Genomic DNA, 13,898 nt, shown 5'->3' with positions numbered 1-13,898 from the left:
TTAATGAATATTAGATTTTAATAAATGGTGATTTTATCAGGTTGGCCAACCTTGTTTTGTATTTCGTAATTAAAGCTTGTGGTTAAACGTAACATTTCTAAAACTTTAACTAAAGAAGTTTCTTTTTTTACACTTAAAGAATAACGAGCATCTTTAATTTTCTCATCTTCAAACTCGAACTCCACATCATACCAAATGCTTAATTCTTTGAAAATATCTTCCAGTCTTTCATCTGTAAGAACAAATTTCTGATTACGCCAAGCATTAACTGTAGATTCGTTTAAAGAACTGAGTACAATTCTACCTGTCTTATGAGAATAAGTGGCTGTTTGTCCTGGACTTAAAGCTGTAAGAATGTTACCTTTTTCTGAAAGAATATCTGCTTTACCTTCAATTAAAGAAGTAACAACAGATTCAGAAGAATAGGCTTTTATATTGAAAGTAGTACCTAAATCTCTCACGGTAACTTTTCCAACTTTTACTAACAAAGGAAAATCTTCACGATGTTTTACTTCAAAATAGGCTTCTCCCTTTAATTCAGCTAACCTTTGCTTATTCTCTAAATCTTCTTTATAAGTTAGTTCTGTCCCAGCGTTTAACCAAACTTTTGTACCATCAGGAAGTTCAATGGTACTTAAACTTCCTTTTAAAGAACTGAATTTATGAATTCCCTGATCCGGATAATTAATCGTGTTTTTTACAAGTAGATATCCTAATACGACACCTAAGGAAAGGATTGTAAAGAAAATAGCAGCATATTTAAGGCTTCTTCTTACCATTTGAAAAATAGTAGGCTTATTGTTTCTTTGTATCAAACGCCATGTTTCCTCAAATGCTGCATCAACATTTTCTGTTTGGTACTGACTACCCATTTTCAGCCATAGACTTTTAGTCTCATAAAAATCAGTCTCCGCCTCTTGACTGTTTTGTAAAGTATTGTAAAACTCTTCCTTTTCAGCAGGGCTAGCTTCTCCTGTAATGATTTTTGATAATAGATTTCCGTCCAACTTATTCATGGTTTGTTAAGTAAACAAATAAAGATGGATTTACCCTAATGAGAAAAGAAAGAAAAATGAAAAAAGTTGATATTTTGTCTTTATCGAACCAACCTGGCCAAAAAAATAATTAATGGTAAATATTCTTTTAAATCTGAACGTAGTATCTTTAAAGATTTGGTAAGATGTGCTTCTACAGTTTTCTGTGAAACCCCTAATCGTTCTGCAATTTCCCTATTCTTCAATTGCTCAAATCTACTCAGCTCAAAAACAATTCTACAATGCTCTGGTAAGTTTTTAATAGACTGGTCTATTTTTTCTTTTAACTCTTTTACCTGTAAATAATCAAACCCAATTTTATTTAAACTCTCATATTGATAATGGAGTTCTAATGATTTTATTTTTTCGTGATGTTTAAGTAATAATTGTCTTCGTTTCAGGATATTTAAACAATTATTCTTAACCATTTTAAATAAAAAATTACGATGATTAGTATCTTCTTTTAAATCATCTCTTATATCCCACAATTTCACAAAAGCTTCCTGAACAACTCCTTTCGCCTCATCTTCATCGTCTAGATAGTTACGACTTAAAAAGAATAAGGATTGATAGTTTTCATTAAAAATTTCTTTGAACTTTCTTTTATCCAGAATTCCAGTATTACTTTTTTCTTCAGTCATAGAAATTACCATTAACCATACATAAATAAATGTCAAAAAAACACTTATAATATGCTCGTACAAAATATATATGTTCTTTTAAAATTAAAAGATAATATTAACAATTCCTTGTATTCTTTAAATTAAATAAGAATTAAGCTTTAAATATAAATTGGCTATTATTTAAGAAGACTAAAAATAATATAATTTATCTTTAAAATGAAAAGTAATTGATATTTACAACTATCGTTTATGGATTGCAAGAACAACAGATGCTCTTTTAAGAGCGGTATAAAACAGTAAAAGTAACATTAAAGTATATATAAGCTTATACTATCAGTTTGTATATAAAAGTAAAAATCAACTTTGAGTTTGTAGAAAGAACAAACTCAAAGTTGATTATATATACCCGTATTAATAAAAATTGATTTTTCTTATTTAGGTATTTTTAGTTTAAATGTCACCTTGGCTATTTTACCTATAAATGGTGAAGTTGGCCAAGGGTTTGTAAAGGTTGTAACAGGACGTGTTTCACGTTGAATTTTTTCAACTTTTAAAATACATATTTTTTGTGTTACGCCCGTAGTAGAGCCTATAGCACTTACACCAGCAGATGCAGGATCTAATCTTAATAAGCAGTTGTCACCTTCTAACAAAAACGGCATCCTGTCTCCAGTAATAAGATTTGCATTGTAAGCTTTTAAATCTGCAATGGTAACATTATCGGTATTAAATGGCGCTACGGTTGCCTGATTGGTGGAAGGACCAATTTTCAACATGGTGGTTTGATTACGGTTTGGCCAGTTACTTGCCGGCACCATAGATGGGAAAGTATAGGATGTATTATTCCAAGTGTAAGTTCCACCTACATAATATGCCTCATTAGCAGCCAACGCAGCGGTATTTCTAGGCCCCATTAAGCGGAATCCTGTATCACCAGTGTAAGCTGCTGTTCCGGTAAACCATAATACATACATGTCTATATTCTTAATCTGAGAGAAGGCCTCTCCGATAGTCATAGATCTATTTAAACCAATAGAATAAAATGGTAATACATCAGGTTCCTCAATTATTCCTCTATTATAAAAATCGCTACCTAAGGTAAATGTACGTACTTCAAAACCAACATTGGTAGGTATATCTAATTCTGATGTTCTATTAAACCTGTCTGTGGCAATAATTCTTATGGCACTAACATTATCTCCAAGAGTGGTTGTGTAAGTATCGCTTACTTCCAGCTCGTTACCAACTGTTACAAGAGTGGTAGCTCCTACTGCTGTAGATTGTTTTAGTTTAAATGCTCTATAACTTACAATACCAATTCTAGAACTTAACCTGAACCCTACATTAACAACTTGGTTTACATCTGCATCTATTTCTGACGGACCGGTTAGCGTTATTACCGGAGGAGGTACAGCTTTGTATCTGATTGGTAAGGTCTCTATTTTTTCTTTATTGTATTCATCAACAACTTTAACTTGTAATGCAAAATCTCCGTCTTTGTAGGTAATGGTTTGCGAAAAGGTATAACTTGAATCTTGATTAATAGGTAAAGGAGTAGCAAGCGAAACTGGAGTTATAGGAGTTGCGGATTTATTATTATATAAATTCACTTCTATTCTGTTTAATCTACCAGCGCCTTTAACTGTGAAATTTGTTACAGGCATAACCGCATTTGGATCTTCTTCATCAAATACAATTTCTGGTAATTCAAAAGTAATAACAGGTGGTGCTTTGTAAGGAATTGTTGAAATTGGCACTTTAATTTCTGTTACTCTGCCAGCTATATCTGTAGCAATGATTTGAAAGAATTTAAAATCTTCTTGCCAAAGAGGTAGTTCTTTTATAGAATATTGCTTGTCATCATAAAAAGTACTTATACTTTTATAATCCTCAACAGTATCGTTCATCTTCACGATTTTAAGATCTATCGATTTTAATCCTAAATCTGAGAATACAACTCCAATTAATGGAATATTATCTGCTACATTTAAATCTGGCTTTAATTCTTCTATCATCAGTTCTACAACTGGTGGCTCTGTATCTCCAATATCAATGGTGCTTCCTTTTTTACATGCAACAATGCTGAGTAGAAAGATGATAAGCGTATAAGCTGAATATTTTATTATTTTCATCACTTTATATTTATTTAAATGATTAATATGCTGTTACATAAGCTGCATTTCTCTTGAAAAACGCGTAGTTTCTGTAAACATGAATAGGACCATTACTGGCCAAAATATTGGTAGTTACCGAGTTTATACTTTGGCTTGCATAATTACTGTTTAACCTATTAATGATAATATTACCGTTAACAATTTGATCTTGAAAAACGGCTGTTGCCTGCGCAGATTTTTCTACCATGATTGTCAAGAGACCGTCCTCACCTTCTAGTAAGGTTTTTACATAAATGGGTTCTATAGGTAACTTTTTATTGTAAGCATGGTACTCTCCTACGATAATGTGATAAAGCAGTAATTTTCTTACCTTTTCAACATCAACTCCTATAAAGTCTCCAGCTCCGTATTTAGCTAGAAAATTTTCCATAGCTCTGTTATTTAAAAACAAGTAGGTATATTTTCTATCAGTTTGGGTATAAAAATCACGCATTTCTGCATATTCAACAGCTTCTGTCATTCTAGAAAATACATCTGGTCTGCTCTGCATGTATTCCCAAGCAGTCATGTTGATATTAGGATCTAGAGGTTCTCCTTCATAATCATAATCTTTCTGAAGGCAAGATGTTCCTATCATCAATAGGCAAAACATCAGTATGCTAAATATTCTAGAGCGCATATTAAAGTGTAAATCAATTATCTTATTCATATTTTTCAGATTTAATAACCCGTATTTTGTTTAATATTTGGATTCTGATTGATGTGGATATAACTTATTGGGAATAACGCCTGAGACTCATTGGTAATACCATTTATAGGGCCCATAACTTTAACCACTCGTTTTGTTCTAACCAGATCAAACCAGCGCTTACCCTCTCCAACTAATTCTTTTTGACGTTCATCAAGAATATAATCAACTAGGTCTTCTCTGGAAGCAAAGGATACTTGTGTTTTAGTACTAGATTCTACACCTGCTCTTCTTCTTACTGTAGTAGATAACAGGTTAAGTGCATCAGCAAATTTGTCTAAATGTGCTTTTGCTTCTGCTTGCATTAAAACAAGATCTGTATAGCGGTAAACCGGATAAGCTACTTCACATTCTGGGAAAGCATTAAAGCTAATGGTTCCACCGTTTCTAACATATTTATTTACCAAATAAGTACCTGGTAAAGTTGATGCTTTTAAGTAATTATCAAACCTATTATCTCTAGGTGTAGTATTTGCAGCAGCAGTAAAAATACCAGTAAGTTTTGGTGATAAGATTACACCAGAAAGGAACAAATTATGAATAATACTATACTGTGCAACGTTGTTTAGCTCTTTTAAATCAAAGTGTATCACAAATAGCAACTCGTTACCTGCTCCATACTCATCTCTCAGGCGGTCTCCCATATCGCCTGTTTTATTATTCAAATCTGTTACGAAAGTATTTTTCAATACTTCCATGCTAGGCTCAAACCTGGTAAAAGGCTGGCTGGTTGCGCCTAAAATAGACCTTACTTTATCTATAGTTCTATCTGCTTCTTCGTACTCTTCCATCCACATAGAAACATCAGCTTGAATGGCCAAAATCCCAAATCTTGAAATACGTTTACGCTCTACATTGGCAGGATCTATTAACTCTTCTGCTCTTTTTAAGTCGGGCATAATAACATCACGTAAAACTTCTTCTTTAGCAGTTCTCTCTTTAAATTGACCTTTATCTAAATTATCAATAGGCTCTAGGTAAACAGGTACAGCACCCCAAACACGTACCGCATAGAAATAGCATAAAGCCCTCATGGCATAGGCTTGAGCAAGAAAATCATTCTTTTCTATCGTGTTTGGCAAGTTTGCATTTGGAATATTTTTGATAGCAAAATTTGCGTTATTGATAACTTTATATAAACCAGCCCAATTGGTACAGCCCATATCAGTTGTTAATTGATTAGAGATTAGCCTCCCCCTATCACTTGCGGCTTCTGTTGTTAATACATAGTTATCTGAGCGTAGCTCGCCCCAGTCAAAGAAGTTTAAACGGAGTGCATCTCTAAAAGAAGAATAAATTTCTCCAACTCCGGCTTTTACATCTCTTTGGTTTTGCCACATATTTTCTGCTGTAACCTCACTTATAGGCTCTGGCTCTAAAAATTTATTACAAGCTGAAATAGTAAAAAGAGAAACAATTGCAATTGCCTTTAGCAAAATATGTTTAGGATTGCCAGTTTTATATTGATGATTCATGTGATTAAAAATTTAAGTTAAAGCCTAATCCAAACTCACGCTTACGCGGATATCTATTGGTATCCATACCTAATGCAAGTGCACTAAAGTTTGAAAACTCAGGATCGTAGCCAGAATAATTGGTGAAAGTGAAGGCATTATTTACATATCCGTACATACCTAAAGACTTAATTTTAAGTTTAGTGGTTACTTTGGGAGGTAATGAATAGCTTAATCTTATATTTCTGATTTTAAGAAAAGAAGCATCTTCTAAATAAATAGAATTCACATTACGATCATTCTGGTATTGGTCTGCATAGGGTCTTGGATATTTAGTCTCGTCTCCTTGTCTTATCCAAAAATTATTGGCAAAATCCATACTTGGAACTGTAGAGAAGAAAGGCATACTCATTTGGTTAAGTGTGTATCTTGCCTGATTATAAATTTGACCTCCTACAGAAAAATAGCTTCCAATAAATAATCCAAATCTCTTATAGTTAAAAGTAGTATTAATACCACCAACAAAATCTGGCTGTGCATTACCTAATACTTTCCTATCGCTATCGTTAATAATTCCTCTACCACTTGCATCATTAGGATTATCATACCAATTCACATCCCCACCTCTAAAAGGAGTACCATCAGTAAAAGTCTTTTGATTTACGTTTCCGGTATATGGAGCACCATTTAGCGTATAACTATCCAATACATATTTTCCAGCTGCATCTTTAATCATTTCTCCGGTAGCATCTCTTTGGAAAACTGGTGTTAATTGCTGCCAATCATTAGAAAAAGCGTTGGATTGATCGTATGGGAAGATATTTAATTGTTCATAACCAAAAAAATCACCGATACGCCCACCTTGTGAAATCCACCAAACATTTTGGAACAAATAAGGTTGGCCATTAGCAATAGATAAAATCTGGTTATTATTTCTGGTAAGGTTAAGTCCTAAGTTCCAACTAAACGTTTTTTTCTTGATTATATCGCCTCTAACATCTATCTCAATACCTTTATTAGAGATAGAACCAATATTTCTTCTTACAACATCAAAACCCCATTCTTTAGGTATTTCAAAATTGGCAAGTAAATCATCAGTTTGTTTATTGTAATAATCTACTGTTACGTTAAACCTGTTTTTATAAAAACTTAAATCAAGGGCAATATTTGATTGTGTAGTTTGCTCCCATCCTAAATTGTTAACGGCTATACGCGAAGCTGTTATACCGGATACATCATCATAAATACCTCCAACACTGTAAGATAATATCGCATCATAATTACCTATACTTTCATTCCCGTTAACTCCATAACTTACTCTCACTTTAGCATCATTTAAAACACTTTTAGCAAACTTCATAAAAGACTCGTCAGAGAATCTCCATGCTGCAGATGCTGATGGGAAATAACCATATTTTTTGTTTGATGCAAATCTTGAAGAACCATCAACACGTACGGTAGCATTAAAAATATACTTTGATTTGTAGTTATAACCAATTCTGGTAAATGCTGATGCCATGGTATGTACAGATTCTTCTGTTCTGGTAGCAGCAAGATTGAAATTAGCAGAGAAGGCATTCATGGTATAGATGGCATCTGTGGCAGAATTACGTCCGCTAAATCTATCAGACTCGGTTCTCCAACCTTGAGCACTAACACCAGCAAGACCAGTTATGGTATGCACTTTATTAAAAGTTCTGCTATAATTCAGATAGTTTTCATTCATCCAATTCCAGTTTAAAGTACCTACAGAAGAACCGCTATTGGTAAGCCCTCCGCTAAATAAGAAACTAGGGCGCATGAACTTGTACTTAGCTAAAGATAAATTAGCATTTAAAGTACTGGTGATTTTCAGGTGAGGAGATATTTTAAACTCTGCCGATTGATAAAAAGTACCGCCATAAGTATCTGTAAAGTTGGTTTCTGCTGGCAATGCTAGTGGATTACCGCCCCACAACACCCCAATTAAAGTATTATCTGGATAATAAAAAGATAAATTTGGCTTTCTAGCTAACATGGTATTGAGGTAGTTAGACTCATCAGCGCCTTTCTTCTTTGCATAAGAAAAATTAATTCTGGTAGAGAAGTTTAACTTTTTAGTCGCATTATAATCAGCATTTAATCTGGTTGTGATACGATCAAAAGAGGTATTCTCCATGATACCATTTTCTTTTAAATAACCCGTAGATAAGAAGTATTTTAAATTATCTGTGGCTCCGCCAAAATTCACATCAATTTGGTTTTTATTAGCTGTTCCGAATACAGCGTCTTGATAATCATTATCACTATTTAAAATAAAATTTAAACTATCAGCCATCTGAGCTACCAAACCTTGTACTACCGCAGCAGGAACCAAGTTTCTACCTTCACCATTAATATACTCCATCTGCTTATTTTGCAAAATTCTATATTGTGCGGAGTTAAGTTGAGGTAAACTATTAGCCAGATTATTCATAGAGTGCAGGTATCTAACATCTAAGGTTGGTGCTTTTTTATTTCCTTGTTTTGTGGTAATGATGATAACACCATTGGCAGAACGAGCACCATAAATAGCTGCAGAAGCTGCATCTTTTAAGATGTCTATAGATTCTATATCATTAGGGTTAATGGCGTCTGCATTGGTTTGTTGAACACCATCTATTACATATAATGGCCCAATACCACCATCATTAATGGTAGAGGCACCACGTATAACGATAGATGCACCTTCTCCTGGCTGTCCGGATCCGGTTGATATTTGTACACCTGCAACCTGACCTTGTAAAGCTTCTGCTAAATTGGTAGGCATTCTTCGCTCAATATCCTCAGCCTGTACAGAAACAACAGCTCCGGATAAATCTCTTCTGTTGGTAGAGCCATAGCCCACCACCACAACTTCGTTAAGAGCAGTAGTTAACTCGCGTAAAACAACATCTATTTTATTTTTATTTTCTACCATGATTTCAATACGCTGAAATCCTAGCATATAGTAAGAAAGTACAGTTTTAGCATTAGGAACTTTTATTTTATAGTTTCCGTTAGCATCTGTAGTAGTAGCCGTTGTACTACCTTTAATAGAAACTACAGTTCCTATTAAAGCTTCTCCATTCTCATCTTTTACGGTTCCACTTACTTCTATACCTGTAGCTGCTTGATTATTTTGAGCCAACAGATAATTTGGCAAATAAATCAACAAAAGCAATAGGAGTAGTTTTCCTGATCTTTTTAAATAATAATAATTCATACTTATAATTTGGTCTTTGGTTAAGCTTTATTTTTAGCTACTGCAGATTGGCTTGGTCTAACAATAGCTTTATACTTAAGTTTAAAAACTTATTGGTTTAGGTTTATTGAAAAAAATATGAGACCTGTTTAAAGCATTAAGGCTCATTTTTATTCATCGTCTTAAACAAGCAATAGCTTATTTTTTTGATTTCAAATTTATCTGGACTTTACCCTCTTAAGAATGGATAGAAATTGCAAAACCATAGACTTTTTGACTTTTTTAGCTTAAGTCTTTTAGACGGAGTTTTAAGGATAGGTAGGATTAGATTATTATATGGACAATAAAAAGATTTTTTATGAAGAAAGAAGTTGCTTAGTCCATATTGGTGTCATGAGAAAAACTTATATGATTAGTATTTAATCACTAAAAAGCCATCTGGTCTAAGGATTTCAAAAGCATACTGGCTATTTATATGTGCTAATACTACAGTCATTTTCTCTCCGGGCTTTAATTCTTTTATTAAAATTTCTTTTATCTCTCCATTCATGTCAAGATACTTTAAACGATAATTACGCAAGGTGTAAGATGGTATAGACTGTTTTGCTTCTATCTCTATTTCTGCATGGTGTTCATCTTTCTTAGCTACTTTAATAATATCAACTGGACTACAGAGTTGTTTAAATACATGATAAGAAGGTTTAGGCTTAAGAAACATATCTGTTAAACCATGACGTCTTATTTTATACTTTCCTAGTCCCTCCTCGCCCATTTGCGTACGGTAATCACTCAGACAGAAATAAATAAAGCCCAAAATATTGGGGTTCTCACGATAAAGTTTGGTGTGATATAACATTTCATCAACTCTTCTTAAATCTCCTCCTGCAAATGCTGGTTCGCATAAACCGTATTCTGTAATCAGCAAACCTTTATCTTTAACAATAGGATTAATTTTATCAAATCTGTTGGGTAAATCAGTTCTATCTTTACCATTCCAAGTTCCAACATATTCATTCCATGTTGGTAAATCGCCATGTAAAGATGGGTCAGTAGCTAACCTTTTATCCAGCTTATCACTAATTACGGTGAATAGCCTTGAAGTATCTAATTGTTGGGCATAGGTTTTTAATGCGCTATTATCTTCTAAAGTTGAAGCCACTTCATTGTTTAGTCCCCATGCAAAAATTGAAGGATGATTGTAATGCGCATTGATCATTTCATTAAGCTGAGATTTTGCTAGTTGCAAAAGTTGTGGACTTAATTTTTGAGGCTTTTGCCACCAAGGAAGCTCCTCCTGCACTAAAATGCCAAGTTCATCCATCTTATTTAGGAATGCTTCATCTTGCTGCCAGTGAAAACGGGTAATCACTACATTCAAATCTTTCAACTTTCTGGCTACAGAATCTATAAAATTCAGAGGTTCTGCAATCCCATACGCCGGATGACTTCCCGGCATATATTCGATACCGGGTAACCTCACCTGCTCGCCATTTAAGTACCACTTACCTTGCTTTATATCAATTTCTCTAAAGCCAAAATGCACTTCCTTAACGTCTGATGATTTACCATTTCTTAAGGTTGTTACTTTCAAATCATACAAAGCTGGGTTGTCAAAATGCCAAGGTGTAACTTTATTAAAGTTAACTCTCCAAGAAAAACCTTTACCCGTTTTGTTTAGCTCCTTTTCTTCGCTAAACATCACTTTACCCGTTTTTCTTTCTACACAAATTGCTTTTATTGCCAACTTGTTAATTTCATGCTCATTTAAATTGATATTGATAAAAGCTGATGCCGAACTATCTCTAAGGTTTAGTTGAGGGGTTATATGTACGTATTTAATAGATGGTTTTGCGCTGATATGTAATTTTACACTTCTGGTTATACCACCATCTGCTGCCCAATCAAAAGATTTGGCAAAAGGCAACATGTTTTCCGAAAAACGATTATCTACGCTTACTACAAGCCTGTTTGTAGTACCATAATTTAAATGCTTGGCTAAATCAAAGGCAAATGGAGTATATCCTGATTGTAAATGTTCTCCAATTTTTTTCCCATTTAAGTAAACCACAGCATCATGATATACCGCGCCAAAATGTAACATGACCACACTATTTTTCCATTCCTTTGGCGCTTCAAAGTCTTTTTTATACCACGCTTTACCATAATAATTCTGATGTTCATCTTCAATATTCCAAGTATGAGGAACCATGACCTCTTTACTGGTTTGTGGAAACTTTAAGGCATAATTTTGTTGATCAGCCTCGGTATTTTTATCGATAATAAACTGCCATTTTCCATTAAATGATACATCCTCAATAACTTGTGATTTTGATATCATTACTCCTAAAAACAAAGGAATAAACACGAATATTTTTTTAAGCATTTTATACTTTTTAAAATTCATAAGCAGTGGTTCATCCAAATCTAAAATGAACAAATGCTAGTTTCAATAGACAGAAATTGCATTTAAATGGATTTTTTAACTTTTAGAAATAGTAGATTCTAGTAAATTTCACCTTATTACGACTTTGTTTGAAAGAAATAGTAGTATTTGCCTATTAATAAACCTCTTTATACTACACATCCTACAGCATAAAAGTCTATACTTATGCCATTATAATCCATTTATTTAACCTGTTCTCTTGAATATTTTAGTTGTCGACAAAAATTTCCATCAGTCGTAACCAATTAACCAACTAAATAAAATAAACATGAGAAAACTTTACCTCACTTTTTTACTATTTATACTTTTTACTCTGGTTGTAAAAGCAGCACAAAGAGTATCTGTTGCTACTGGAAACTGGACCGCTCCTGCAACTTGGGAAAATGGCATAGTACCTACTTCTGCGGATGATGTTGTGATTACGCAAGGACACACTGTAACACAAGATAACGGTCTTACAGGTGGTGTAACTGTTGCTAGTTTAACCGTTAATGGTACTATTATTTTTGCTAATAATGCTCAGGAAATGCGGGTAGCAGGCAACTTAACCATTAGCGCTACAGGTATTTATAATAGTTATGGGGCTACTAATAATGTAGCTAAAAGATTATACTTAGGTGGGAATTTTATAAATAACGGAATTACTGATTTTACTAAAAATTTCACTAATACCGCAACACCTTCGCTCACTTTAAATGGTACAACACAACAAAGTATTAGTGGTGCTGGTAGTTTTGGTTCTTTCTTTCAAATTATTGAACTTAACAACAGTAATGGTGTTATTATAAATGCTCCTATTGTTATAGCTCGCTCTTTAATACTTACCTCAGGCACCTTAGATAACCAAAGTACTGTAACTATTAACCATTCTTTGGCTAGTTTAACCTCTGCTACTATAGATATCACAGCACCGGCAGCCTTCACAGGAAATCAGGTTACTCGTGGTAATAACAGCACAGCTGCCATTAATATCGTTTATAGAGGCACTGTACAGGCAGTTGCAGGTTCAGAAATACCTACTTCCTATTTGACAACTAATGATTTAACTTCCAGAACAGCAAATGGCATCACTATTAATAACAGTGCTGGTTTATTGTTAAACTACGATGTTATCCTCACTTCAAATGGTACACCCCTTACTTTCACTAATGGTATCATAAATCTTGGAAACGGAGTAACCCTTACTTGCAATAATCTTCCAGCAGCGGGTAGTACCAGTAGTTTTATACAAGGTGGTACTGTTGCAATTAGAGTTAGGAACGATAATACTTCGCTTGTTAACTTCCCCATAGGTTCTGGAGGCGAATACAGAAAGGTAACTTTCGGTGATTTGAAATCAGTAAGTAGCCCCGCCACTTTTGTGAGCATTAGCTTAGGAACACCTACAGGTGGTACAGCGGGTTCTGGTTTAAATAGTATCACCAGTAGTAGAAGATGGTTAGTTAAGATATTACCTAGTGGACCTGCAAATGCCGTTTATAATGCTGTCTATAAAAGTATAAATTTCACTTTTGGTAATTCAGATGGTGGTAGTAATGTAAGCGCTATTGGTACTTCTACAACATTAGGAGGCGCTTATGAAGCTTTAGCCAACACTAGTTTAGTTAGTAATACCATTACAGCTACCAACAGTAGCGATTGGACTTTAAGTACAACTGATAACTATTTTACCTTAGGTATTGCAGGCACTTTACCTGTTGATTTACTTTATTTTAATGCTTTAGCAACTCAAAACCAAGAAGTAAAATTATCGTGGAAAACAGCATCTGAAACTGCTAATAAAACATTTACCATACAACGCTCTTCAGATGGTGTTACTTTTCAGGATATCTTTCAACAAGATGCTAAATACGCAGGATATGATTATGTTAGCTACGATACTAAACCTTATACAGGAACTAATTATTACCGTTTAATTCAGATTGATTTTAATGGTACTTCGCGTATTCTTGAGTATGCTAGTGCAAAACTAAGTCTACAAGACAATTCAGTTTCTTGCTACCCTAATCCTGTTATCCAGACGCTTCATATATCTATACCTAGCTTAGAAGATGATTTTATTTTGGTAAATCTTTTTAATACTTATGGTCAAAACTTATGGTCAAAAAAATTGAGTAAAGAACAAGTTAAAGCTGGTTATCCTATAGATATGAGCCATGGATATACAAAAGGTTTGTATGTTCTAAAGCTAGAAAGTAAAGATTTTTCTAAAGCGATAAAGGTGATTAAAAACTAGCAAGACCATCATCCAGCAAACGATATGATAGCACAACTTAAAAA

Annotated in this window: 8 protein-coding genes; 1 reads left to right on the top strand and 7 read right to left on the bottom strand. The window is 33.8% G+C overall.

The features are described 5' to 3' along the window. Positions 1 to 17: 17 nt before the first annotated feature. The 7 genes from B2745_RS06510 to B2745_RS06480 all read right to left on the bottom strand — a co-directional run bounded on the left by B2745_RS06510 (position 18) and on the right by B2745_RS06480 (position 11,558). Positions 18 to 1,016 carry a FecR family protein gene (locus B2745_RS06510; RefSeq protein WP_304064448.1) on the bottom strand — a complete coding sequence of 333 codons (999 nt, stop codon included), beginning with the start codon at positions 1,014 to 1,016 and terminating at the stop codon, positions 18 to 20. Positions 1,017 to 1,096: 80 nt separating this feature from the next. Continuing rightward, on the bottom strand, positions 1,097 to 1,675 hold the full coding sequence (locus B2745_RS06505) for an RNA polymerase sigma-70 factor (protein ID WP_304064447.1): 579 nt from the start codon (positions 1,673 to 1,675) through the stop codon (positions 1,097 to 1,099). Between the two features lie 413 nt (positions 1,676 to 2,088). Continuing rightward, positions 2,089 to 3,789, bottom strand: a complete 1,701-nt coding sequence (locus B2745_RS06500) for a hypothetical protein (RefSeq protein WP_304064445.1) — start codon at positions 3,787 to 3,789, stop codon at positions 2,089 to 2,091. 22 nt (positions 3,790 to 3,811) lie between these two features. Then, a complete protein-coding gene (locus B2745_RS06495; RefSeq protein WP_304064442.1) occupies positions 3,812 to 4,480 on the bottom strand; it encodes a fasciclin domain-containing protein in 669 nt (222 codons plus the stop codon). 11 nt (positions 4,481 to 4,491) lie between these two features. Beyond that, a complete protein-coding gene (locus tag B2745_RS06490) occupies positions 4,492 to 5,994 on the bottom strand; it encodes a RagB/SusD family nutrient uptake outer membrane protein (RefSeq protein ID WP_304064440.1) in 1,503 nt (500 codons plus the stop codon). A gap of 4 nt (positions 5,995 to 5,998) precedes the next feature. Next, positions 5,999 to 9,196: a SusC/RagA family TonB-linked outer membrane protein gene (locus B2745_RS06485; protein WP_304064438.1), complete on the bottom strand. Its 3,198-nt coding sequence runs from the start codon at positions 9,194 to 9,196 to the stop codon at positions 5,999 to 6,001. Positions 9,197 to 9,587: 391 nt separating this feature from the next. Next, positions 9,588 to 11,558, bottom strand: coding sequence for a glycoside hydrolase family 2 protein (locus tag B2745_RS06480; RefSeq protein WP_304064436.1), 1,971 nt, complete (start codon positions 11,556 to 11,558; stop codon positions 9,588 to 9,590). A gap of 328 nt (positions 11,559 to 11,886) precedes the next feature. On the opposite strand from B2745_RS06480, the gene B2745_RS06475 reads away from it, so the two are divergent. Further along, on the top strand, positions 11,887 to 13,854 hold the full coding sequence (locus tag B2745_RS06475) for a T9SS type A sorting domain-containing protein (protein WP_304064435.1): 1,968 nt from the start codon (positions 11,887 to 11,889) through the stop codon (positions 13,852 to 13,854). Positions 13,855 to 13,898 lie beyond the last annotated feature (44 nt).

The organism is Pedobacter glucosidilyticus, from assembly GCF_002483235.1.
GTDB classification, from domain to species: Bacteria; Bacteroidota; Bacteroidia; order Sphingobacteriales; family Sphingobacteriaceae; genus Pseudopedobacter; species Pseudopedobacter glucosidilyticum_B.
This window is presented reverse-complemented; position numbering and strand designations above follow the sequence as displayed.

Bases quoted from the DNA above. Each gene is read 5' to 3' on its own strand.
- B2745_RS06510 (WP_304064448.1), bottom strand. From the start codon at position 1,016: ATGAATAAGTTGGACGGAAATCTATTATCAAAAATCATTACAGGAGAA.
- B2745_RS06505 (WP_304064447.1), bottom strand. From the start codon at position 1,675: ATGACTGAAGAAAAAAGTAATACTGGAATTCTGGATAAAAGAAAGTTC.
- B2745_RS06500 (WP_304064445.1), bottom strand. From the start codon at position 3,789: ATGAAAATAATAAAATATTCAGCTTATACGCTTATCATCTTTCTACTC.
- B2745_RS06495 (WP_304064442.1), bottom strand. From the start codon at position 4,480: ATGAATAAGATAATTGATTTACACTTTAATATGCGCTCTAGAATATTT.
- B2745_RS06490 (WP_304064440.1), bottom strand. From the start codon at position 5,994: ATGAATCATCAATATAAAACTGGCAATCCTAAACATATTTTGCTAAAG.
- B2745_RS06485 (WP_304064438.1), bottom strand. From the start codon at position 9,196: ATGAATTATTATTATTTAAAAAGATCAGGAAAACTACTCCTATTGCTT.
- B2745_RS06480 (WP_304064436.1), bottom strand. From the start codon at position 11,558: ATGCTTAAAAAAATATTCGTGTTTATTCCTTTGTTTTTAGGAGTAATG.
- B2745_RS06475 (WP_304064435.1), top strand. From the start codon at position 11,887: ATGAGAAAACTTTACCTCACTTTTTTACTATTTATACTTTTTACTCTG.